General features: G+C 60.1%; 24 protein-coding genes. 13 read left to right on the plus strand and 11 right to left on the minus strand.

All coding sequences use genetic code 11. The features are described 5' to 3' along the window. Positions 1–31 precede the first annotated feature (31 nt). Positions 32–1,510 (minus strand): efflux transporter outer membrane subunit, encoded by a 1,479-nt coding sequence (locus ABIE13_RS02400; protein ID WP_354440813.1) that lies wholly within the window; start codon positions 1,508–1,510, stop codon positions 32–34. Positions 1,511–1,859: 349 nt separating this feature from the next. On the opposite strand from ABIE13_RS02400, the gene ABIE13_RS02405 reads away from it, so the two are divergent. The 3 genes from ABIE13_RS02405 to ABIE13_RS02415 all read left to right on the plus strand — a co-directional run bounded on the left by ABIE13_RS02405 (position 1,860) and on the right by ABIE13_RS02415 (position 3,795). After that, a complete protein-coding gene (locus ABIE13_RS02405; protein ID WP_354440815.1) occupies positions 1,860–2,501 on the plus strand; it encodes a TetR/AcrR family transcriptional regulator in 642 nt (213 codons plus the stop codon). A gap of 216 nt (positions 2,502–2,717) precedes the next feature. Beyond that, positions 2,718–3,269: a GNAT family N-acetyltransferase gene (locus ABIE13_RS02410; RefSeq protein ID WP_354440817.1), complete on the plus strand. Its 552-nt coding sequence runs from the start codon at positions 2,718–2,720 to the stop codon at positions 3,267–3,269. Positions 3,270–3,354: 85 nt separating this feature from the next. Beyond that, the gene (locus ABIE13_RS02415; protein ID WP_354440819.1) at positions 3,355–3,795 is read left to right on the plus strand and encodes an acetyltransferase; all 441 of its coding nucleotides are present in this window, start codon (positions 3,355–3,357) and stop codon (positions 3,793–3,795) included. 37 nt (positions 3,796–3,832) lie between these two features. Here the strand turns inward: ABIE13_RS02415 and ABIE13_RS02420 are convergent, their stop codons facing one another. Next, entirely contained in the window at positions 3,833–4,627 is a 795-nt protein-coding gene (locus tag ABIE13_RS02420; protein WP_354440821.1) for an aminoglycoside adenylyltransferase family protein, read from the minus strand. Positions 4,628–5,142: 515 nt separating this feature from the next. On the opposite strand from ABIE13_RS02420, the gene ABIE13_RS02425 reads away from it, so the two are divergent. From ABIE13_RS02425 to ABIE13_RS02435, 3 genes are all read left to right on the plus strand, one after another. Continuing rightward, positions 5,143–5,568 carry a GNAT family N-acetyltransferase gene (locus ABIE13_RS02425; RefSeq protein ID WP_354440822.1) on the plus strand — a complete coding sequence of 142 codons (426 nt, stop codon included), beginning with the start codon at positions 5,143–5,145 and terminating at the stop codon, positions 5,566–5,568. An 818-nt stretch (positions 5,569–6,386) separates the two neighbouring features. Then, positions 6,387–6,719, plus strand: a complete 333-nt coding sequence (locus ABIE13_RS02430) for a helix-turn-helix transcriptional regulator (RefSeq protein ID WP_354440824.1) — start codon at positions 6,387–6,389, stop codon at positions 6,717–6,719. 70 nt (positions 6,720–6,789) lie between these two features. Next, the gene (locus ABIE13_RS02435) at positions 6,790–8,055 is read left to right on the plus strand and encodes a type II toxin-antitoxin system HipA family toxin (RefSeq protein WP_354440826.1); all 1,266 of its coding nucleotides are present in this window, start codon (positions 6,790–6,792) and stop codon (positions 8,053–8,055) included. A 51-nt stretch (positions 8,056–8,106) separates the two neighbouring features. Here ABIE13_RS02435 and ABIE13_RS02440 read toward each other — a convergent pair whose 3' ends face one another. Beyond that, complete coding sequence (locus ABIE13_RS02440; RefSeq protein WP_354440827.1) at positions 8,107–9,984, minus strand: FAD-binding monooxygenase; 1,878 nt, start codon at positions 9,982–9,984, stop codon at positions 8,107–8,109. 242 nt (positions 9,985–10,226) lie between these two features. On the opposite strand from ABIE13_RS02440, the gene ABIE13_RS02445 reads away from it, so the two are divergent. After that, positions 10,227–10,700, plus strand: coding sequence for a MarR family winged helix-turn-helix transcriptional regulator (locus ABIE13_RS02445; protein WP_354440829.1), 474 nt, complete (start codon positions 10,227–10,229; stop codon positions 10,698–10,700). Between the two features lie 95 nt (positions 10,701–10,795). Here the strand turns inward: ABIE13_RS02445 and ABIE13_RS02450 are convergent, their stop codons facing one another. Then, positions 10,796–11,623, minus strand: a complete 828-nt coding sequence (locus tag ABIE13_RS02450) for a DUF899 domain-containing protein (RefSeq protein WP_354440831.1) — start codon at positions 11,621–11,623, stop codon at positions 10,796–10,798. A 157-nt stretch (positions 11,624–11,780) separates the two neighbouring features. On the opposite strand from ABIE13_RS02450, the gene ABIE13_RS02455 reads away from it, so the two are divergent. Next, positions 11,781–12,341, plus strand: coding sequence for a dihydrofolate reductase family protein (locus tag ABIE13_RS02455; protein WP_354440832.1), 561 nt, complete (start codon positions 11,781–11,783; stop codon positions 12,339–12,341). 127 nt (positions 12,342–12,468) lie between these two features. On the opposite strand, the gene ABIE13_RS02460 is transcribed toward ABIE13_RS02455, so the two are convergent. Continuing rightward, positions 12,469–13,386, minus strand: a complete 918-nt coding sequence (locus ABIE13_RS02460; RefSeq protein WP_354440834.1) for a LysR family transcriptional regulator — start codon at positions 13,384–13,386, stop codon at positions 12,469–12,471. Positions 13,387–13,477: 91 nt separating this feature from the next. Here ABIE13_RS02460 and ABIE13_RS02465 point away from each other — a divergent pair, with 91 nt between their 5' ends. From ABIE13_RS02465 to ABIE13_RS02480, 4 genes are read left to right on the plus strand one after another with little or no spacing between them, the layout of a single operon-like run. Then, entirely contained in the window at positions 13,478–14,878 is a 1,401-nt protein-coding gene (locus ABIE13_RS02465; protein WP_354440835.1) for an acyclic terpene utilization AtuA family protein, read from the plus strand. After that, positions 14,878–15,264 carry an AtuA-related protein gene (locus tag ABIE13_RS02470; protein ID WP_354440837.1) on the plus strand — a complete coding sequence of 129 codons (387 nt, stop codon included), beginning with the start codon at positions 14,878–14,880 and terminating at the stop codon, positions 15,262–15,264. Before ABIE13_RS02465 ends, ABIE13_RS02470 begins: the two co-directional genes overlap by 1 nt. Positions 15,265–15,272: 8 nt before the next feature. Further along, the gene (locus ABIE13_RS02475; protein ID WP_354440839.1) at positions 15,273–16,286 is read left to right on the plus strand and encodes an alpha/beta fold hydrolase; all 1,014 of its coding nucleotides are present in this window, start codon (positions 15,273–15,275) and stop codon (positions 16,284–16,286) included. Beyond that, a complete protein-coding gene (locus tag ABIE13_RS02480) occupies positions 16,283–17,242 on the plus strand; it encodes a Bug family tripartite tricarboxylate transporter substrate binding protein (protein ID WP_354440841.1) in 960 nt (319 codons plus the stop codon). The genes ABIE13_RS02475 and ABIE13_RS02480 overlap by 4 nt, the downstream gene beginning before the upstream one ends. A 206-nt stretch (positions 17,243–17,448) precedes the next feature. Here the strand turns inward: ABIE13_RS02480 and ABIE13_RS02485 are convergent, their stop codons facing one another. The 4 genes from ABIE13_RS02485 to ABIE13_RS02500 are packed head-to-tail and all read right to left on the minus strand — an operon-like array spanning position 17,449 to position 20,628. Then, positions 17,449–18,432, minus strand: a complete 984-nt coding sequence (locus ABIE13_RS02485) for a Bug family tripartite tricarboxylate transporter substrate binding protein (RefSeq protein WP_354440843.1) — start codon at positions 18,430–18,432, stop codon at positions 17,449–17,451. A gap of 28 nt (positions 18,433–18,460) precedes the next feature. Next, on the minus strand, positions 18,461–19,255 hold the full coding sequence (locus ABIE13_RS02490) for an alpha/beta fold hydrolase (RefSeq protein ID WP_354440844.1): 795 nt from the start codon (positions 19,253–19,255) through the stop codon (positions 18,461–18,463). After that, positions 19,252–20,277 (minus strand): LLM class flavin-dependent oxidoreductase, encoded by a 1,026-nt coding sequence (locus tag ABIE13_RS02495; protein ID WP_354440846.1) that lies wholly within the window; start codon positions 20,275–20,277, stop codon positions 19,252–19,254. Before ABIE13_RS02495 ends, ABIE13_RS02490 begins: the two co-directional genes overlap by 4 nt. A 24-nt stretch (positions 20,278–20,301) precedes the next feature. Next, entirely contained in the window at positions 20,302–20,628 is a 327-nt protein-coding gene (locus tag ABIE13_RS02500; protein ID WP_354440847.1) for a hypothetical protein, read from the minus strand. A 41-nt stretch (positions 20,629–20,669) separates the two neighbouring features. On the opposite strand from ABIE13_RS02500, the gene ABIE13_RS02505 reads away from it, so the two are divergent. Further along, on the plus strand, positions 20,670–21,299 hold the full coding sequence (locus ABIE13_RS02505) for a TetR/AcrR family transcriptional regulator (RefSeq protein WP_354440849.1): 630 nt from the start codon (positions 20,670–20,672) through the stop codon (positions 21,297–21,299). Positions 21,300–21,316: 17 nt separating this feature from the next. Here the strand turns inward: ABIE13_RS02505 and ABIE13_RS02510 are convergent, their stop codons facing one another. Further along, positions 21,317–21,811 (minus strand): flavin reductase family protein, encoded by a 495-nt coding sequence (locus ABIE13_RS02510; protein WP_354440850.1) that lies wholly within the window; start codon positions 21,809–21,811, stop codon positions 21,317–21,319. Between the two features lie 121 nt (positions 21,812–21,932). After that, positions 21,933–22,748: a TatD family hydrolase gene (locus tag ABIE13_RS02515; RefSeq protein ID WP_354440852.1), complete on the minus strand. Its 816-nt coding sequence runs from the start codon at positions 22,746–22,748 to the stop codon at positions 21,933–21,935. Positions 22,749–22,751 lie beyond the last annotated feature (3 nt).

Raw genomic sequence — 22,751 nt, forward strand, 5'->3', positions numbered from 1 at the left:
CAGGCAGTGCGAATGAGGGGATGCGCTTCACTTAATGGGCCTTCCTGGCGTTTGATGCGATGGCTTCACCGGCTGCAGCCGGCGTGAAGCCGCCGCCGAGAGCCTTGTAGAGTTGTACGTCTGCAAGCGCCTGCTGGAGGCTGCTGTCAGCCAGAGCAAGCTCGCTGGCGAGTACGGACCGCTGCACGTCCAGCAACGCCAACAGGTCGGTCTGTCCTTCGCGGTGCAGCGACTCTGCGCGCCGCAGGGAGCGGCGGCGGTGCTCCACTGAGCTGCCCAAGGCGGCGGCACGCCTGGCTTCCTCCGCTCTCAATAACAAGCTGTCCTCGACCTCCTGCACCGCGACCAGCACGGACTTCTGCCAGGCCAGCAGCGCCTCATCGGCCTTCGCGGACTGCGCGCGGATGCCGGCATCAATGCGCCCGGCGTCGAATATCGGTGCGGCAAATGCCAGTGCTACGTTTGAGAAACGCACCGGTGCGAAATCCAGGGCATTCAGTTGCAGGTCTTGACGGCCCGTCAATGCGCTGAGAAACAGTTTCGGCCACCACTGCGCGCGCGCTTCGCCGGTGCGAAAAGTTTCCGCGGCGACGCGCGCTTCCGCGGCAATGAGGTCGGGGCGGCGCTTTAGAAGCTCGCTTGGATGCCCGCTGCCGATGTCGCGAACCCCATGCCAGATGAATGATGAATCGGGCTGGATGACAGGGACCGACGGATTGCGCCCCAGCAGCACAGCCAACCGTGTCTGAGACGTCCCGGCCAGCATTTGTAGGGGCGGCACTTGTGCATCGAACGCTTCGGCCTCGGCGCGGGCGCGGTCGAGGTCGAAGGCGCTCGCCAGACCTTCGTGCAAACGCTTTTCGACGCGATCAGCGGTGTCCCGTTGCGCCTTTGCCAGCGCCCGCACAATGCGCAACCTCTCGTGGGCGCTGCGCAGGACGAAGTACTGGCGCGCTACCTCGCTGGCTACCAGAAGGCTCGCACCTTGCGCGCCTGCGGCCGCCGCCGTGCCGTCGGCCTGCGCGGCATCGCGCGCGGCGCGTACGCCGCCCGCAAGGTCTATCTCCCAGGCTACTTCGATTCCGGCGCGCAGCATACGCGTGTCGGGCATCCCTTGCTTCACGGCGGCGGGCAAGCCGGTGCTGCTGCGCGATGCGGAAGCCTGTACACCCACCGCTGGCCAAAGGCGCGAGGTCTGTGAATCCGCTCCCGCGCGGGCCTGGGCGACGCGCTGGAGCGCGATGCTGATGTCCTGGTTGGCGCCCAGGGCTTCCTCAACCAGGGCGGTGAGAGTGGAATCTCCCCACGCGGCCCACCATGCATCGCTTGAGGCTGCTCCTTCGGCCTTGGCCGCATGGCTGTGGGCAAAGGCGGGCGCAAGGGGTACTGAGGGTTCGGGCCCCAGCACAGGGGGTGTGGAGCACGCAGACAGCAAGGTCAATGCCGCCAGTGACAAGAGGCTGGTTGCCCGTGGGGACGTTCCGCTGCTGCGCACGGAGGCAAAGATCATGGCTTGATTTTCTACTGTACTAATAAGTACAGTAATGTGCTTCATAAATAGTGTACTGTCAAGTACATGAAATATTCCGTGCAATCGGGTACGCGTTCGCGCTTGCTGTGAGCGGTGATAAGAGCTACGCTCCGAGTTCTCTCAGATCAGGATTGGGTTGCGACCGCGTCGATGGGTGTTCTCGTGTTCATGGGTCTGCAGCCACGAATACGTGTATTGAGATCAACTAAATGGCATAGGCAAGGACTGGCCCCCGTCTGCCGCCTCGCGTCCTTCTTGCTCATTGCATGAACGCTGCCCTCCAACGCATCTGAGCTATATTGAACCGCCAAGTCCACTAAATCAGCAGATGTCCCGTCCCGTAGTTACCGCCCCCAAACCCCAACGTGGCCGACCACGAGACCCCGAGCGGGTCCGGCGCATCCTGGAAGCCGCGCAGAGACACTTCAACCAGCATGGCCTGGAACGAGCCAGCGTCGATGCCATCGCCGCGGAAGCCGGTGTTTCCAAGATGACCGTGTACAGCAACTTTGGCTCCAAGGAAGGGCTTTTTCAGGTGGTCGTACGCGACAGGACGGCTCCTGTCGTGGCTGGTTTCCCGGGCACCGGTGCGCTGGACCCGGGCCAGCCGGAGCAAGCGCTGCTAGCGATCGGTGCCCGGTTTCTTGCGTTAGCGCGAGGGGATGACGCCTTGGGTGCGTTACGTTCTGTCTACGGCGTAGCAGGGGCGCAGCCGGAGGTTTGCCGCGCGTTCTACAAGGAGGGGCCTGAGCGTGTGAATGGTGAGCTGGCTGCATACCTGCGCCGTGCCAACTCGGCGGGGACGCTGAAGGTGCAGCATCCGCTCAAGGCAGCGGACCTGTTCTTGTCGATGTTCCTGGGTTCCGCACACATCCGCGGATTGCTGAAGCTAGAGATGCCTGATACCCGGGAAAACAAGGCACTGCTGCGCGAGGCCGTTCGGGTCTTCATGGCGGCATACGGAGCCTAGACTTCACGCGCGGCCTGAGGTCGCACTCATGCGGCGCACAGCGAAGATCTCGTCCACGCTCGAGAATCCGGCCATTCTCGCGCAGCTGGCGCAAAAGAACTGAGTACTCCATGGCTATCCAGCGCTTTCACCGCAGGGTGCAACGGATATATGGACTCTTCTGCGCCCCGTTGAGAGCATGCTAATCTGGTGCCATTAGATAGTGTGGAGGACGGCATGTCGAAAGGGATGGACGTGGCTGCTGAACAGCTAGTGATTCGTCGGGCCACGTCGGTTGACGCACCTGCAGTACTGAAGGTCTTCGATGAGGTGATTGCCTGGTTTGTGCAAATGGGCAATAAAGAGCAATGGGGTAGCGAGCCCTGGTCAGCATCGCCGCGGCGGATTCAGCTGGTAGAAGACGCCTGTGCCTTACCCGAGGCCTGGGTAGCGCAGGACGAGCGTGGCCGCCTGTTAGCCGCCTTGGTCTTGGGGGCGGCACAGCCCTATGTGCCTCCCGCAACGGAGCCAGAAATCTATGTGCGGGTATTGGTCGCCTCGCGCGATGACCGAGCGCGCGGCATAGGGCGGCGTTTGCTGGCCTTTGCCGATAATCGCGCCCGGGCGGCAGGGGTGCAGCGCCTGCGTGTGGACTGCTATGGTGGTGGAACTGGGGCGCTGGTACGGTTTTATGAGTCTTGTGGGTATGAGCGCATGACGACTTTCAGCGTAGATGGCTGGCCCGGCCAATTGTTGGGGCGAAGCCTCAAGGCCGCGGCCGCCAGCTAGTTGTTCCTGAAATATGCACCGGGAACCGGCTGATCCACTGCGTTGTGAGATGGGGTCTGGCCGGACTCCGAAGGAAAGAAGGACGATGATGGCTGTTCGAAAATCCCGCCTCGATGAGGGAGCGCGGGTCGTCGAAATCTGGCGCCGCGCGGTGGATGCCACCCATGGTTTTTTGTCTGGGGAAGATAGACAAGCTATTGACGAGCTGGTTTGCGGTTTTCTGCCGCAGGCGCCGCTGTGGTTGGCGGTAGATGTCGAGGACTATCCATTGGCATTCATGCTCATCGACAACGGGCACATGGAGGCCTTGTTTGTGGACCCAGTTTACCGTGGCACGGGCATTGGCGCGGCCCTGGTACGCCACGGCTTGGTACTTCATCCGCGTATGACCACCGACGTCAATGAGCAAAACGACCAGGCTGTTGGCTTCTACGAAAAAATGGGCTTTGAACGGACAGGCCGCTCCCCCCTGGATGGGCAGGGCAGGCCTTATCCACTCGTTCATTTGAAGTACGTCGGTGTCTGAGCGCGTGAACACGCTCTGATCCGTGCCTCGGGGCCCATCAGGCTCGCACGCGCAGCACCGCCTCAATCTCACTTCGGCAAAAGTGGATAGTGTGTGCCACTTGCTCGGGGATGGCCGCCAAGCCATCTGGCTGGCCGCTGAGATAGGCCGCGGCAGCGCGTGCCATCAGGGCGCTGTGCGCGGCAGGCAAGCGCTCTGCAGCCCAGGCGGCCGCTGCGTCCTTGGCCGCGATTTCGCCGGTGCATGCCGTGTACCAGATGCGGGCCAGGGCAAGAAGAATATTGCGCTCTTCGCCCTCCCAGTCTGATGGCTGCTGCCATTGTGAGAGGGTGTCAACCAGGGACTGCTTCAGGTCGGCCAGAGGCACAGCCTCGAACAGCACGTGGGCATCAGGACCGTGAAGCGCCAGGCTGTGACGACGCAGCTTGGTGAACAAGATCGCCAGGTCGTTGTCTGGCATGGCCGGTTCATAGCGCCCGGCCTGTATGTCGGTGCGTAGCCATTCACCAAACTGCATCTCCCGCCTGGGTGGATAACGCCATGGCTGGATTTCGCTCAACGCCACCACCGTGACCTCCAGCGCTCTCAGGCTGGGATCGCTGCCGGGCCAGGCCGAATGTGCGAGCAGCGTCTGCAGCAAGCGCTGTTGCAGGGGCTCGGGCAGGGGGCTGTTGACGGTCACCATCAGATCGATGTCGCTGCAGGGTTTGAGGCCGCCATCAACGGCCGATCCGAACAGGTGAATGCCGCAGAGTTTGTCGCCCAGGAGGCGTTCCAGAGCGGCCTGGACGACGGCGATTTGACTTCTGACTTCTGGTGGCAGATGTTGCATGGCTGAATCTGAATCCCTGCGGGAAAGAGAGGTGAAATAGGCAGAACTATATTGAAGCAACGAAAGGCACCGCCATTAGTTCCTCGCAGCACGCTGAGTGGCTTATGCGAAGAACCGTATTGATAGCCGAAGGGCGCAAAAAATTTTCAGGAAGACCTTTCATTCCTGAATACCTCCGTTGAGGTCGATCACAAGCAACCAAAGCGGTTGAATAGGCCAACCCGAGGGGGCTAAATGATGAAAACGGCATACGCGACTTCAATGTTTTTCATGTCATGCGCGCTTTACGCAAGGGATAGGCGGGAGGTTGCAATTTAACAATCTAACGGGCGAGGTCCTTGGAGAAGCCCACATCGTCAACGAGCTTTTGGCATCGGACCGGGAGGGTTGACACAAGCCTTGCTTCGCTCGTCCAGCACGTCGGGGAGCAGACCCCGTGAGGGCGGAAGACACGAGATTTCCTCAAAAAAATATAATTTTTGCAACAGATTCGATCAAGGAACACCAGGAGGCCTATGCAGCTGAGAAAGATCACCCCGCTAGATTGGCCATGGATCCAGCGCTGGTTCGACGATGAGAGGCTCAACAGGGCGCTCGGGCCGCTTGATGATGCGTGGCTCGATCATGTCCTGCACGCCACGGACGGTGTCCAGCTTGTCGGCGTCGAGGACAACGCGCCCGTCGTCTTGATCGGATGCGCCTGGAGTCCGGAAGCTAGCGGTCTTCACGGTATAACGGATATTGCGGTGTCGCCCGTGGCGCGCGGGACGGGCCTTGGGCGCGGGGCAGTTGCCGCAGTCGTTCGCTGGGACGGCCATCCGCCGGCCGCGGGCTGGGTTGCCTTCGTCGATCGCGAGAACGAGGCGGCGCACGCTTTCTTCACTGCACTCGCGTGGACATATCGCGGCCTCGACGACGAGATTCATCGCTTCGAGCTTTAGCGACCGCCCTTGTGCATGTCTTGAACGTTTGTGATGGCGCCCACCCACCACAATCCTCCAGGAATCCGGTGCGTCCTGAAGGAGGCGGCGCTCTTGAGGCGCGTCGGCAAGGATGTGAGCGAGAAGTTCGACCGCTCCGCTCGAGCGGCCACTTGGGCGCCGGTCGCCGATGATGACACTCATCGTTGAGTCGGGAACTCTGTCGGGCTGGAGAGAAGGCAGGCGAATGGTCGTTGGCTCTATGTCATCGACCATGAAGTAGGACCGCCTGCTGAGCACGCCGCTCAGATCACGCCTAATAGTCGCCCGTCACTGTGATTACATAAGGGGCACTTTGCACGCCGACCCGCCGTACCCAGACGGAGCATGTGCAATGGATCGCGTAGCTCATGGGATCTAGGACTTAAGCATCCTTGATAAGAGCACCAGTCAGCCTGGAGAAAGTGAGCCCGTGAATTTTCAGAAGCGGTAATTCAATCTCAGTGCAAACGGCCTGCACATGAGTCAATTCTGCTGCGGCTGATTCGGAGATGGCTTGTATATCAGGTGTCCAATATCTCGCAGAGTCAGTGTCGGCTTGACGTAGCGTCTCGAACGTCTCCGTCATGAATTTTCTTCGGTTTCTTCGGCCTAGGGACGTCCGGCTACGCGCCGGATTGCGACAGAATGCGCCATGGCTTTGGTCATAAATTGCCTAGAATATAGGGCAATATACCGTTATTTGCCTAATTTGATGGGCAAAATATTGGTTTTTTGCTTGCCGTGAAATTCATAAGTGCCTAAAATAATAAGCGTTAAGTGCAAAAATGCCTAGTTTCATGAGCAAGTTCGTTATTTCATTGCAAGCCATCGAGCGCGTTGTCCAACTGGGTCAGCGCATCCGGGTTGCACGGATTCGGCGCGGCTGGTCGGTTGCCGACCTCGCTAGCAAGGCCGGTATCAACCGAAACACCCTCACGGCGCTTGAACTTGGTAAGCCAGGAACCGCAGTCGGTGTGTGCTTCACAGTGCTGTGGGCACTCGGCCTTGACAAGTCGTTGGACGCTGTTGCGGATCCCGATAGCGATCTCCATGGCAAGGCGCTCGAAGCGTCGCGCCGCCCGATGCGGGCTGGAAAAACCCGCAAGGCGAGCGACGAGTATGACTTCTGAGCGCAGCGCTGGGTCGCCCCAAGTCCGCTCAAACTCCCCTGGGGGGCAGCGAGTACGCACAGTGCCGAGCGTGGGCGCACCAGTCCGCGAGGCTTATGTCTACATTCAGCTACCCGGCACATTGGAAACGGTGCCGGCAGCCCTGCTCAGGGTGCAAACGCTGCCGGATGGCACACAGATAGGGCGGTTTCGCTACGGCGACCGCTACCTTCAGCGCCAAGAGGCTGTTGCACTCGATCCGTTCCAGCTGCCTCTTGCCAGGCAAGTTTTCGAGTTTACTCAGCTCAAGGGGATTCCCGGTGCTGTTCGAGATGCTGGTCCCGACGCTTGGGGACGGCGCGTGATCGAGCACAAGCTCGAGCGCAGTGCGGCAGACCTCCAGGAAATCGACTATCTGCTACATGGTCCGCAGGATGGCGCAGGCTATCTGAGCTTTGGGTTGAAGGCCGACCCACCCGCGCCCAAGCGCCAGTACAACCGCACGCATCAACTGGCTGAACTTATTGGAGCCTCACAGGCAATCGAAGAAGGGCGCCCGGTGGCCGCTCATCTTCTCGAACAGCTCGATCCTGGCACCAGCATGGGAGGTGCGCGGCCCAAGGCCACAATCGAAGACGCACAAAGTCTCTGGCTCGGCAAGTTCCCAGCCAGAGACGATCGCTTCAACCTTCAGCGCGTCGAGTTCGCGACGCTTGAGTTGGCACGCCGATGCGGCCTGAATGTCACACAAGCCCGCCTGGAGGCGGTTGGCGACAATGATGTTTTGATGCTGCAGCGGTTCGATCGAGACTACACCGACAAGGGTTATCTGCGCTTCGGTCTGGTCAGTGGCCTAACCGTGCTCGACTGCGGCGATAGCCACCTGGACCGGGAACGTTGGTCCTACCCATTGATGGCCGACAACCTGCGTCGCTGGTCCGACAAGCCGGAAGCCGACTGCGCAGAACTATTCAGGCGGATGGTCTTCAATGCCGCCGTGACCAACAATGATGATCATCCGCGCAACCACGCTCTGCTACGAAGACAGAAAGGATGGCGGTTATCTCCGGCCTACGACCTCGTGCCCGCACCCATGGTCAGCCTGGAGCGGCGCGATCTCGCCTTGACCGTTGGCGGCTACGGTCGCACGGCCAGCATCTACAACATCCTGTCCCAGGCAGGGCGTTTCGGCTTGTCGGCGGAAGAGGCACGCGGGCAAATTGATCGGATCGTCGAGGTCGTCCGGCATTGGCGCGACAGCTTCTTCGCCTGTGGCGTGTCGGCTAAGGACATCGACTACATTGCTCCAGCCATCCTGCCTGACTGCTTCTTTTTCGAAAGGCGTCTCGACGCATAAGTCGTTATGCCAGCATTCTCCGAACAAGAGTGGCGGTAACGTCGGCGACCTTCAGTGCCGATCGAGAAGGAACTGGCTGAAGAATGCGGCGAGTGCGATGTGCGCATCGAGCGGCAGCACGTTCGAAACGTACTGGTCGGGACGCACGATCACCATCGCCCCGTTGGCTCGATCTATTCCTCGCGCATCGAAGATGTCATCGCCTGCCTTGGCGTTGACGCAGTAGGCCTTTTCGTAGTCAACCAGTCCGAAGGACCCTTTGCGTGGCAAGAGGATTGCCGGCAATTGCCCTACGTCGAGATCTAAGTGACTTTGCTGGAACACAGCGCGGACGTCGATGACGCTATCGATGTCGGCACCCGCTGGCGTGAAGCGGCGAACGGGGGACTGAGGCGAGTCTGCCAGAAAGGCTGCCAATTTGCGCAAACGTTCACCACTGGTGTCTGCGAACACGTAGATGCGCCATGCACCATCCGCGCGGGCCGCGTGCCCCAACTGAACAGGTTTTGCGTCCGCGAGCCGAATGACGGGGGCGGACTGGAATCGCATACCGATCGTGAATCCAGTGGCCAAGTGCTGGTGAGTCGCCTCGGCCGTCAACACCGTGTTCGGTGCATAGTGAGTTGCAACGCCTGCGGTGTAGCGTCCCGAACGTACGAAATATTCCTGCAATTCCTGAGGATCCACGCCACCAAGTTCAGGGTGGTTGGGATCCTTGGGTGGCGAAGCCATGATCTTGGACCACTCTTTGTCGAAGTCGATCAGCCCCTGCGCAATCGCAAGGCGCTCAGTGGAGTAGGTCTGCAGCAGTTCCGGGCCAGCACGGCCTTCAAGCACGGCCGCCAACTTCCACCCGAGGTTGAACGTGTCCTGCATTGAAACGTTCATGCCCTGACCGGCTTTGGCGCTGTGCGTGTGGCACGCATCGCCTGCGATGAATACGCGTGGCAGGCGCGTAGCCGCCTGGTCTTGCGGCACATCATCAAAACGGTCGGTCACGCGCTGGCCAACTTGGTAGAGGGCAAACCACACGACGCTTTTCACATCCAGCGTGTAGGGGCGCAGAACGCGTTGGGCAATGCCTATGACTTTTTCTTGCGTGTTTTCACGGAAGGCTTCTCGGTTGTCCGGGTCGACCACGCCCAGATCTACGTAGAGTCTCACCAGGTAGCCGCCTTCTCGCGGAATGAGCAGGATGTTGCCTTCCTCGGCCGACTGGATGGCGGCTTTGAGCCGGATATCCGGAAAGTCGGTCACTGCCAGCATGTCTACGACACCCCAAGCGTGGTTGGCGAAGTCACCGCGGAGTTCGGCTCCAATCGACTTGCGTACCCGACTGCTCGCACCATCGCAGCCCACCACGTACTTGGCGCGCACGACGCTTTCCGAACGCCTGTTCACGTCCCGCAGTGTGACCTTAACGGGGTATTCGCCTTCCGACTCTACTTGCAGACCTACGAATTCCAACCCGTAGTTGGCCTCGAGCTTCGTCGGTGACTTGTACATGTAGTCGAGCAGATACTGCTGCAGGCGTGCCTGGTTCACGATCACGTGCGGAAACTCTGACAGCCCGTCTTCCGTGTCTTGCACGCGTGCGGTTCGCTCGATCCGGCTTCGATCTGCCTTGGCGGGGCGCCAGAAAGCCGTTTCGTTGACCCAGTAGGCTTCTCGCAGGAGCTGCTGACTAAGCCCAAATGCCTCGAACATTTCTACAGTGCGGCAAGCGATGCCGTCGGCTTGACCAACCTGCAACGGCCCATCGCGGCGCTCGATCAAGCGCGTGGTAATGCCGGGAAACGTGGAAAGCTGCGCGGCCAAAAGGGCGCCGGCCGGTCCGCTTCCGATCACCAGGACGTCGACCGCGTCGGGCAATTCCTTCTTTTGGATATCTGGATCCCCGGGAGCGTATCCGTTCAGGTAGAACTGCATGCCGTTTCCTTAAGTTGCAACGTTCGTTCGGAATAAAGGGTGTCGATGCTCTGAATCTGAGCCGAGGCTGGAACATGAGCCATGCTACGGACAGCATCAAAGAGTGGATAGATAGCAAATCCTCGACTCACGAATGTGCCCAATAAATGCAGCACACTTATCATCAGTATACTGATAATTAGTGTAGTGATAAGATTGGTAAGGCAATTAAGGGTTTTCCCTTGGACTTGGGGCATTGGGTCATGAAAAGTAATACCACCGCCGAGGCGGTTGATCTGGAATCCATGCCAGGTCACTGCATCCGCCGGCTGCAGCAGATCGCTGTAGCGGTTTTTCTGCAGGAGACCGAATCACATGGGATGACCCCGGTGCAGTATTCGGCGCTTCAAGGCGTCATGAACGCCCCTGGAATCGACCAGCGGTCATTGGCGCGCTCCATTGGGTTGGACACCTCCACCATCGGAAGCGTGATCGATCGCCTCGAAGTGCGTGGCCTGGTGTCGAGGAACGCGTCACCGACGGACAAGCGCGTTCGGATGCTCACCCTCACACCCATGGGTCGGGAAGCGCTCGAAGCGGTCATCCCTTCCATGTTGCAGGCTCAAGAGCGAATGCTCGATCCATTGACCAAGCCGGAGCGTGCCGAATTCATGCGCATGCTTCGCATCCTGGTGGTGGCCAACAATGAATTGAGTCGGGCTCCTGGCGAGGTTTGATCCGTGCCCCCGTGCAGTAGGGGTGCGACCGGAAGGCGGCCTTCCATGGCCTAGGCGAGAGGAGGGAAGTCCCGGCGCATCACGCGTGGGAAGCACTACTCGGTTGGTGGCTGCTGCTTCGCTCCGCAGCACGTCCTGTCCGCTGCTTCAGAACCGCTTTGTTGGGAGTGCGTTGATACTTCTTTCCCATGAAGCGCTTGCGACTTCGGCTCGTATCTGTCGTGGTGGCGCACCCATTCCATTTTGTGCGGCACATCTCGCTCACCACGCCCATGGGGAACGAGGTCGAGCATCGCATAGGTTCCCATCATGGCCTCGACGCCACGCGCGTAAGCCGAGTACGTGCGGAAAATCTCGCCTGCTTCATTCTTGAAAAACACACTGATTCCGGGCATTTCCTCCTCTGAAAAGTCGACCTTGCTGAAGTTGTAGTTCGCCTGTGCAGCTGCATCCTCTTGCGGCGGGAAACTCACGTTGAAATCGTAGTTGAAGTCGCTTTTGTTCGATGACACCCAATTGAATTGCCAGCCCATCCGCGCGCGGAATCGCTCGATTTCCGGCAGTGTTGCCCGAGAGATGGCGACGAAGCTGACGTCACGGTTCTCCAAGTGAATTCTCATTCCGTCAGTATGGTCAGCCATGAACGAGCAGCTCGGACAGCCTTGCGCCCAGCCCGGCGCAAACATGAAGTGCTGAACAATCAACTGACTACGCCCGTCGAAGAGGTCGGCCAACGACTGCGTGCCGTGCACGCTGTCGAACACGTAATCTTTATCGACCCGCACCCATGGCAGTGCTCGACGCAACGCTGCGACACGGTCACGTTGGTCAGTCAATTCTTTCTCTTGGACGAGAAGCTCTTTACGGCGAGAAAGCCATTCAGAGTGCGAGACGACTGCGTTAGTGGTAAGTTCGTTTTTCATGCTTGACTTGGCCCTCATAAAAAAACTGCACTCGTTTTTTTGCTCGACAGCCCATGCTTTACCCGGATCGGTTGCAATCAGGTAGGGGAAGGCGTTTCTCGCAGCCTCGCCTGGGGCACCGGGCTATGAGGCACTCTACTATTTTTCTGGAGTCGGTGTGACAACCAAATATTTCACGGCTACAAGCCTCGACGGCTTCATTGCCACTGAAGAAGATTCAATAGATTGGCTTTTTCCTCTTGGCGATGTGAATGAGACCAGCTATCCACAGTTCATTTCCGACGTGGGAGCTCTGGCCATGGGCTCTTCCACCTATGAGTGGATGCTTCGACACAGTGAAAAAGTTGCTACGGAGACGGGTTCTGCCTGGCCATATGCTCAGCCAACCTGGGTTTTTTCCAGCCGGGAACTGCCTGCAGTTGAAGGAGCCGATTTGCGCTTCGTGAAAGGCGACGTGCGGCCTGTGCACGAAGCTATGCGCGCTGCCGCAGGTTCCAAAAACATTTGGGTGGTGGGCGGCGGCGATCTCGCTGGGCAGTTCTATGACGCCGGATTGTTGGATGAAATCATGGTACAAGTCGGCTCCGTGACCCTGGGCAAGGGCAAGCCTTTGTTTCCGCGTCGGCTAACCAGGCCCGCGCTTGAGCTGCTCTCGGTCAGGCAGGTGGGCACGGGCTTTGCTGAACTTCACTATCGTGTTCCTTCTGTGGTGGGGTAACGGACCGGCTGGCAGACCGTCCCAGGGCTTATGGCCACTCGGACCACGGAGAAAGCAGGACTTGTTCCCTGGTCGCCGGTCACTGCCAAACACGCTCCATCCGACCTTGGAGTGATCCTATCCACGTTCAGGTTTTGGGCAGCGAGCCCATCCTATCCACCACCAGCTCATACAGAGCTTGCGCCGCGGCCGATAGACTGCCCTCGCGTCGCTGAATGAGGTAGACGCGCCTGTGCTGTGACGGGGGCAACGGCAGTGCCCGGGCGACCAGCGTGTCGCGCCTGAACTGGTAGAGCGTCAGCGTGGGCACCACGCTGATCCCCAGCCCGGCCTCTACCATGCCTGCAACGGTGGCGAGCTGCTCTACTTCCAGTAGCGTGTTCATTCGTAGCGGATGCAACGTCGCGTCCAGTGCCTGGCGCACGCTGCTATTGCGCGTCATGTGGATGAATGGCCATGGAGCAAGCTTACGGGGCGTCAGCCGCGGCTCTTGCGCCAAAGGATGATCAGCGCGACAGACCAGGTGAAAACGATCCGCACACAGGACCCGGGTGCTCAGTTCCCCCGCGTCAGCCGGACGGTTGCCGCCTGCGGCCAATGCGAAGTCAGCTTGGCCACTCCGTACGAGTTCGATGCAGGGATCTGAAAGTACATCGCTCAGCATCAACTCCACACCCGGCCAGAGGTCGTGGAACTCGGCCAGGATGCCCGGCAGCGAGTCTGCCGCCAGAGAAGGTAACGCGGCAATGTGCACACGGCCCTTTCGCCGCTGGGTGTGGTCGGTCAAGTCGGCAAGTGCGCTTGCCGCGTCATTTAGCAGTCGACCAGCGGCTGGTTCAAACAGCCGACCTTCCGGCGTCAGTGCCACGCTGCGCGTATTTCGATCAAACAGGCGGGTGCCCACCGCATTTTCCAGCGTGCGTATCAGCGCGCTGAACGCAGGCTGCGAAAGGTGGCAGGCCTGCGCCGCTCGGGTGAAGTTGCGCAATTGCGCCAAGGCCAGGAACGCACGCAGTTGCCGGGTGGAAAAGTCGGGGTCTGGCATTAATTTGAATTACAAATCAGTCTATGCGAATTTTCGATTTTACGGCTGATTCTTTCGCCTCTATAGTGCAGATCAAATTCGATCATTTGCAATGACAGACTTTCACTCGCCCACCTCGCACGTACCGCCGTTGCTGATTGGTTGTGCGGCCGGTTTCTCGGGAGACCGGATTGATGCGGCTGGCCCAGTGGTCGATACGTTGGTGGCGCGGCTCGCGGCTGGGGATGCCCCGTTAGGCCCACGCGCCTTCCTGATCTTCGAGACACTGGCCGAGCGCACGCTGGCACTGGCGCACTTGCGCCGTCAGGCCGATCCGCAAGCTGGCTATGAGCTGCTCTTGGACCAAATGCTGCGCCCGGTGCTGGCACGCTGCCTGGAGCATGGCATTCGTATCGTGAGCAACTTCGGGGCCGCTAACCCGCGCGGGGCGGCGCGTCACATCGCCCGCATGGCGCGCGAACTCGGGCAGACGGTTCCCCGCATCGCCATGGTGGAGGGTGATGAGTTGACCTCACCAGCGCAGCGAACCCTGTTGCGTGAGCAGCTTGGCACAGCCATGGATGAAATCCGTATCGTCAGCGCCAACGCGTACATCGGAGCCGAGTCCATTGCTGCTGCGCTGGCTGCAGGTGCGCAGATCGTGGTGTGTGGCCGGGTGGCCGATCCTTCGCTCACGGTAGGTCCGGCGATGGCACACTTTGGTTGGGACCCCTGCGACTGGGACCTCCTCGCACGCGCCACCATGGCAGGCCACCTGCTCGAATGCGGAGCACAGGTGTGTGGTGGCTATTTCGCCGATCCTGGCCTGAAAGATGTACCGGGACTGGCGCAAGTGGGTTTTCCCATCGCTGAAATCTACGCGGACGGCAGCGTTCGCATCGGTAAGGCCGCATATACCGGCGGTTTGGTGAGCGAGGCTGGAGTGAAGGAGCAGCTCCTTTACGAGGTACACGATCCCGCGGCCTACCTCACTCCGGACGTGGTGGCCGACATTTCCCAAGCGCAGGTGCGCGTAGACGGGGAAGATCTGGTCACGCTTGATGGCGTGCGGGGCCACACCAGACCGACGCACTACAAGGTCAACGTATGTTATGAGGGCGGCTGGCTGGCTGAAGGAGAGATCTCTTATGCAGGTGCCCGCGCCGAAGGCCGAGCAAGACTCGCGGCCGAAGTGCTGCGCGAGCGCCTTCCGGACCTGACGTTGCGTGTCGATCTGATCGGGGCACTCAGCATCTTTGGCGACGATGCCGGCCGCCTACTGTCCGGCACGCCCGACGTCGGCGCGAGCGACGTGCGGTTGCGCGTGGCAGCCACGCACAGCGAGCGGGCACAGGCCGAGCGCGTGGCGCGTGAGGTGATGGCGTTGTATACGTGTGGCCCGGCTGGCGGTGGGGGGGTGCGCACTACGCTCACACCGCGGCTTAACACGCTGAGCTGCCTGTTGCCTCGCACTGCGGTGCCGACACGCTTCGAGATGGTGGAGGGCCAGTAATGGCTGAGGACGACAGAAAGTACGCCACCGTTCCTCTGTGGCGTGCCGCGCATGGCCGCACCGGTGACAAGGGCAACCGCGCCAACATCAGTGTGATTGCCTGGCATCCCCGGCTCTACCCGCTGTTGGTTGACCAGGTCACGCAGGAAAAGGTAGGGTACCAGTTCCGGCATCGTCGCCCGAGCCAGGTTCAACGCTTTTTGCTGCCCACCTTGCACGCCATGAATTTTGTCCTCGACGACGTGCTGGACGGAGGGGTCAACGACGCTTTGAACCTCGATGCACACGGTAAGGCGCTTGCATTCTTGTTGCTGGAACTGCAAATTGCTGTGCCGCGGGACTTACGGGAGCATCTGGCTGCCGTTCAAAACCATCGTCAGGAATGAGGTACGAAATGGTTCAACCAGATGTCTCCGCAATGCGCGAGGAAACTCACGATATCGGTCCCTTTGCCTTCGAAGGAGGCGGTCGCCTTGAGTCGCTTCGCATCGGTTATGCCATGCATGGCGAGTTGAATGCAACGCGGGACAATTTGCTGCTTGTGCTGCCCGGTACTGCCAACACACGGCATAGTGCGGACGGCTACATTGGCCCCGGAAAAGCCTTCGACACCCACCGCTACTGTGTGGTTGCGGTCGACGCCATTGGCGCAGGAACCTCATCCAAGCCATCGGACGGCCTGAGAGGCGCCTTCCCCCATTACAACATCCGTGACATGGTAAGGGCGCAGGCCGCTTTCGTAACCGGCGCCTTTGGGCCGACCACGCGCATCGCTTGCGTTGCTGGGGCTTCGATGGGTGCATTCCAGGCCTTGGAGTGGGCCATCCATTACTCTGACATGGTACACGGCTCGATCCTCATGGTGCCGGCCGTACGCGCCAGCAACGTGTTCAGGGCAGCTGTGAGAGCGGCGACCGATGTCGTGCAGATGGACCCCGCGTGGAATGCAGGTGACTACACTACGCAGCCTCTCAAGGGTCTGCGCGCCGCTGGAAGGCTGTATTACCCCTGGACGGTGACCGACGCCTATATTGAGAGCTTGAGCGCGTCCGCTCTGCAAGATGCAATCCACCAGACAGTGACCCGCGCAACGCAGTGGGATGCTTGGGACTTCATTCGACGTTACCAGGCGTCGGCCAGCCATGACATTGCCGCCCCGTTTGGTGGTGATGTCGCGCGAGCCCTAACGCGTGTCGCATCGCGTATGTTGATCTTGCCGGTAAGTACAGACCGGCTTTTGCCCGTTTCTTCGGCCCGTCAGATCGCGGAACACGTCGCCCATGCACGCTACGTCGAAGTACCCAGCGAGCATGGTCACCTGGGGTGGCGACCCATTGATGGCGCACCCGAAGCAGAGCTTATCAGCGCCGAAATTCAACGTTTTCTTAATGAAGGAAAAGCATCTTGAAAAAAATCAGTCTGCTGGCAGCCGTCGCCATGGCCTGGAGCTCGACTGCGATAGCTCAGAACTACCCGGTCAAACCAATTCGGCTGATAGTTCCGTTTGCACCGGGACAAGGGGCGGATGCCGCCGCGCGCATCGTCGCCCAGAAGCTCTCCGATAACCTCAAGCAACCGCTGGTCATCGACAATCGCCCGGGGGCGGGGGGCGTTATCGGCACCGAAGCTGTCGCCAAGGCGCCGGCGGACGGCTATACGTTGCTTGTGGGCTCCAATGGCACTCACGCAGCGAACCCCTCGCTGTATGCCACGCTGCCCTACAACGCGCTAGAAGACTTCGAACCGATCGCTTATATCGGCTCCGTGGCAATGGTGCTGGTGAGTGCACCTAACCATGAAGCCAAGACGCCTAAGGAGGTTTTCTCAGCCGCCAAGGCGCAACCCGGCACGGTAAGCGTTGCGATACCCAGTTCGACCTCTCGGGTGGTGCTGGAGATGCTAACCAAGGCCAGCGGCGCGAAGTTCAACCCGATCGGGTACAAGGCAAGCGGCACCGCAACCACAGACCTGATGGGTGGACATGTGATGTTGAGCATTGACACGGTGATCGCCACCGCACCGAACATCTCGTCAGGCAAGCTTCGAGGTATCGCTGTCACGACGGCCAAGCGCACGAGCAGTCTGCCGAACGTGCCGACTTTTCAGGAGGCGGGCATGCGTGAAATCGATATCGCGGCATGGAACGCATGGTTCGCACCGCGGGGTACGCCATCAGAGGTCATCGAAAAACTAAACGGCGAACTGCGAAGAGTTTTGGGCGACCCGGACACTCAAACCAGGTTGAGGGCACTGGGTTATGAGCCCGACGGAAAGCTGGCCCCGGCGCAAGTCAGGGATTTTGTGCGCAAGGAGGAGAAGAAGTGGGGAGATCTCATCCGCTCCGGGGGTATCAAGGCGGAGTGACGTACACATGGTCGTCATGTATCAGTAACCCACGACCACTGTTTGCGCACCGCCGTGAGGGCGCATTAACTGTCTCAGGGCACGTGCTTGAAAAGCGCTTGCCCCTGTACGAGCAAAGTGAAGATGGAAGATTGTCGGATTCCGCGCTTGACGCAATCAATGGACGTTCCGGCTGGCACGGCTTGCGCCGGGCCGCGGGACGGTCTTCAATCGGCCGGTTTGATCCCAACCTCGGGCAGCAGCTTTTTCCACTGCACGAGATCCTCGTTCAAACGGCGCTGGAAAGCCTCGGGCGAGCTCGCCACTGGCTCCAGCCCCTGGTCACGCAGAATTTTCACGACGTCTGGCTGGGTCAGGATTTCGCGGATGTCGGTTGCAACTTTCTGAATGATGGGCGCAGGCGTGCCGGCGGGCGCGAGCACCCCGAACCACCCCACGAGGTCGGGCATGTTCATGCCTAACTCGCCCAGCGTCGGCACATTCGGCAGGACCGGCGAGCGCTTGGTTGAGGCGACACCCAGCGGGCGCAGACGGCCATCCGTGAGGAACGGCAAGGCCGTGCCGACCGATGCGAAAGAAGAGCTGAGTTGTCCGCCCAGCAGATCAGTGGTAGATGGCAGTTCTCCTTTGTAGGGTACATGGGTCAGATCGACCCCCATGGACTGTGCAAGTTTCTCTCCATAAATGTGGAAGGATGAACCGTTGCCGAAGGAGCCATAGCTCAGCGGCGGTTTAGCCGTTTTGGCGGCCGCAGCGAAGTCCTGCAGGGTCTTGTAAGGCGAATCAGCTCGCACCAGGAACAGCACGTCCACGGCCACTGTCTGAGTGACCGCTACGAGGTCACGTTCGGTGTCGTAGGGCACGCGTTTGAACAGCGCCGGCACCTGCACGAGAGAGGTGAAGGTGGACAGCATTGTGTAGCCGTCGGCGGGCGATTTGGCGACGAAGTCGGTCCCGATGATGGACGTGGCGCCCGCTTTGTTCTCCACAACTGTCGGCTGCCCCCACTTTTTGGATAGCCGCTCTGCCAATAGCCGCGTGACGCGGTCAGGGCTGCCTCCAGCATTGCTGGGGACGACGAATTTGACCGCACGGGTGGGCCAGGCCGGCTGCGCCGCCAGTGGGCCTGCCAATGTGGCGAGCAGCAGTCCGGCAATCCCGAGCGCTCGCATTGAAAGTTTGATCTGCATAGTGATGTCTCCTTATGGTGGAATGGTCTCAGGATTTGATGAAGGCCTCAACCAAGTCGTTGAAGCGTTCTGGATGCTCCAAATGCGGCAAGTGGCCGCATTGGGGGAATGCGTGTAGCTGGGCGCTGGGCATGGCTTCGGCCAGACGCAAGGCGTGCTCCGGTGGCGGCGCTATCGCGTCCTGCTCGCCGTAAACGATCAGCGCAGGGCAGGCAAGTTGTCGCAGCCCACTGGGCGCGTCGGCCGCCGCCAGCGCATGCAGTGCCTGCAGGTAGCCATCCAGCGTCACGCCCTGGCGTGCCAGGATAAGTTGCTGGCGCCCGGCAGCATGAAGGCCCGACGCCACCAGGCGCGGTGCGTCCTGCTCCAGCATGGCCGAGATTCCGAGTGCCCTGGCGCGATCGCCCCGTGCAGTGAGCAGCTCCGAGCGTTGGTGTGAGGGGAGGGCGCCGTACCCTGCGCTTGGCCCGCTCAAGATCAGGTGTTTAATCCGCGCAGGTTGCAGCACGGCCAGCGCGATCGCTATGGGCGTTCCCCACGAACTGGCCACCAGCGCAGTTTCTCGGATGCCCTCGCTGTCCAACAATGCAAGCAGGGCACCAGCATAGTCCTGCGCCAGCGGCTGGGCCGATGGCAGGGGATCGCTCTCCCCATAACCGGGTGCGTTCCAGGCCAGGACACGGCGACCAGGAAAAGCGTTCAGCTGGCCATGCCAGCCTAACGAAGTCGAACCGATGCCATGCAGCAATACCAGGGCTTGCGCTTCGGGCGCTCCCCGGGAAAGGAAGGTGGGCAAGGCGGGCTGGCCAGGGATTCCTGTCATGACAGAGCCACTTCTTCGCACAGCGCAGGCATCACTTCCGCAGCGAAGAGCTCGACGGAAGCGGTCGATTCAGCAAGCGTCAGGTCGCCGAAGGCGAAGCGAGACAGGAGGTAGTTGACGCCTGCTTGCTCCACCTGTTCGGCGAGCAGTTGTCTCACGGTGGATGGGCTGCCGGCCACGGCCAATCCCTGCGTCTGCGCTTGCTGGAAGCTCTCGGGAAACGGTGCGAATTGCGGCGCGCTGCCATGGCGCACCCACAGATACATAAAGCTCGCATACCAGCGTGCATAAGCGCGCTCCGCGATTGCCAGAGCCTTGGCATCCGTTGGTGCGACGACCACATGGCGGCTGGTGCCTATCAGCGGCAACGCACTGAAGTCCTTGCCAGCCGCGGCCCACTCTGCGCGGAAGCGGTTGGTGATCTCGCGTACACGGGTGATCGGGCCATTCACGACGGCGTTCACATTGTTGGCTACGCACCAGTCGGCCCCGTCTGCGTTGCCCACGCCGTACCAAATCGGCGGATGTGGTTGCTGCAAGGGGCGCAGCTCAACGGGCACTTGTTTGAAGTGGAAGAATTCGCCCTCGTGGTCCAGCACCTCACTCGTGAGAGTTTTCATCAGTACTGCATAGCTCTCGATGTACATCGCCTGCGATTTGGCAGGATCGATGCCATAAAACCCCACCTCTATAGGCGAGATACCTCGCCCCACACCAACCTGCAGGCGGCCTTGGCTAAGGTGATCGAGCATGCAGATTTCCTCTGCCACACGCAATGGGTGGTACAGGGGCAGCGTGTAGACCAGTGGGCCAAACTTCAGTCGGCGCGTACGCTGCGCCACTGAAGACATGAAAACCGAGGGGGAAGGCGCCATGCCCAGTGGCGTGCCGTGGTGCTCGGCGACGTGGTACGCGTAAAAGCCCAGGCGGTCATAGTGTTCGACCAGTTCAAGTCGGTCGGCGTAATACTGGTGCAGGGGCACGTCGCGCCGGTCCAGATGGTCAAAAATTCCGATTTTCATTGCGAGTCCTTTCGTCTTTGGATTTCACCGTGGCAGCTGAGGATCTGCGTCGTGCCAGATCACGTGCGCCTTCACGCGCTGGTCATCTGGGCTGACCCAGCCGCGTGTCTTGGCCCAATCGATCATTCGATCCAATTCAAACAACCATGCTGCGCGAGGTTCCACCGCCTGCCTACGCATCCAGTCGAGGCTGATCCAGGCGGCCTCGGTACCTTCCAACTCGACGAAGTCACCAAGCTGACCTCTTAAGTCGGGCGCCTTTTTAAGGCGGGGAAACGCACAATGCAGTCGTTTGAAGTCATTCTGTTCGGCCAGAAAGAGTTGTCCCGCCGCGTTTAGATGCACAATCATGGCTTAGATGCCGAATATTCGGTATGTTTTTTGATAGGCACATGGCGTCCAAAGTCCCTCAACCCCGACCCACGCAAGAGCAGCGTAGTGAGGCTACCCGCGAGCGCTTGATTCTGGCGACGATCGACTGTATCGCAGAGAAGGGCTATGCCGGGGCATCGACTGCCGAGATCAGTGAGCGCGCTGGCGTCTCCAGCGGCGCACGCGTTCACCACTTCAAAGCCAAGCTGGATCTGGTGATTGCTACGGCTGTGTACACCTATGAGAAGGCCACGGAGGAGTCGGTCCGTGCCGCCGCCTCGCCGGTGGCGCAATCCGATCCGTTGCCGGCGTTCATCGACGACAGTTACCAGTTCTATTCCGGCCAGCGCTACCTGGTGCAGCACGAACTTGTTAACGCAGGGCGAACGTCCGACGAATTGCTGCAGGCCATGCGCCCGGCGGCTGATGCGTTTCGCAAGGCAGTCAACGTCGCCTGGTTGCATGCCTTTGAGCAGGCAGGCCATTCGCGTCAGTGGAGCGAGCGGGCGATGGAGTTGTCGGTTGTGATGGTGCGCGGCCTTGCTCTGGGTTCGTTCCTTCGCGGACGAGAGCGGGACGCCACTGTTTTGCGCATGTGGCGCGACGTGATGGCGCGTTATCCCGATGAACGCAGGGATGCTCGGCGCTGACACGGTTGCGTGGTTTCTCATGCGTGCTGAGCATTTGGCCATTGCATATACCTGCCTGCATGAAACACCAGAGGAGGCGCATCGTTGTGCATGTATCGCAGCACTTCCCCGAGCAGAATGACGTGGTCGCCGGCCTCGACCGTGGACCATTGTCGGCATTCAAAAACCGCTGCGCAGTCTTTGATCAGCGGCACACCACCCAGGCCCGTCTCCAGTTCGACGCCCTGGAAGCGGTCAGGCACAGATGAAGCGAATTGTGGGGAGAGGTGCAACTGGTGCTGCCCCAGCACGTGAACGGCAAAGTGCTGCGCTCCCACAAAGGCAGCGAACCCTAGCGCCTCGCGTCGGTAGTTCCAACTCACAAGGGGCGGGGACATCGACACGCTGCTGAATGAGTTGGCAGTCAAGCCGATGGGTTGCCCACTGGGTAGTATGGTGGTGACCACGGTGACACCCGTAGCAAATCGGCCGAATGCGTTTCTCAGGTCGCGTGCGTCGAAATCTGACTCCATGGTTCGGTCTCCTGAAACGTTGATGAAGCTGGAGCTTTAAAGATACCGAATAATCGGTATGTATGTTTGAAGTGTATCATCTTCGTGTAAGGAAACACTCAAACTTCGTCCTGTAATCCTGTCACTTGCCTGGAAGGCCAAACATCCTTCGGCTATTGGAGCTGCAGGCCTGAATGACCTCCTCGACCTTGCACCCCAAGAGCTCTGCCACGCTCGCAGCAACCCATGGAAGATTCGCGGGCTCGTTGTGCCCGCGACGCTTTTTGGCGTTCTTGGGGAACAGATAAGGCGCATCCGTTTCAAGGTGCAGTCGATCCAGCGGAATGGCTGGCAAGGCTTCGCGCAGTGCCTGCCCACGCTGAAGATCTGTGACCCAGCCCGTGACGCCAATGTCCAGCCCCATCGCAAGAATGGCTTCGGCTTCCGCGCGGTTGCCTGTGAAACAGTGCACAACGCCGCGCGCCCCGTCGGCCACCACAGGGGTCAGCATGTCGTGGAAGTCGGTAAAGGCGTCGCGGCAGTGAAGAAAAAGCGGCTTGCGAGTCTCTATAGCCATTGAGAGCTGCTGCTCAAAGGCCGCCCGCTGTGCCTCGGGTGTCGAAAAATTGCGGTTGTAGTCCAGGCCACACTCTCCAATAGCAACCACTTCAGGGCACAACCAGAGTTCTCTCAGATAGCGGACGGTCTCTTGATCGTACGATTTAGCGTCATGGGGGTGTACCCCTGCTGTTGCGTAAACGGTGCCTGGATGGGCTCTTGCAAGTTCAAGGGCCAGACGACTCGACGCCACCGATGTGCCTGTAGCCAGAATTTGGGTCACGTTGGCCGCCTGTGCACGCTCCAACAATTGGTTAGTAAGCGAGACCAACTGCCCGGAGTGAAAGTTGACGCCGATGTCGACCAGTTGGGTGGATGCGGGCTTTGATGCTGTGATCATGTC

Origin of the sequence: Ottowia thiooxydans (assembly GCF_040548795.1) — a bacterium.
Lineage (GTDB): Bacteria > Pseudomonadota > Gammaproteobacteria > Burkholderiales > Burkholderiaceae_C > Ottowia > Ottowia thiooxydans_A.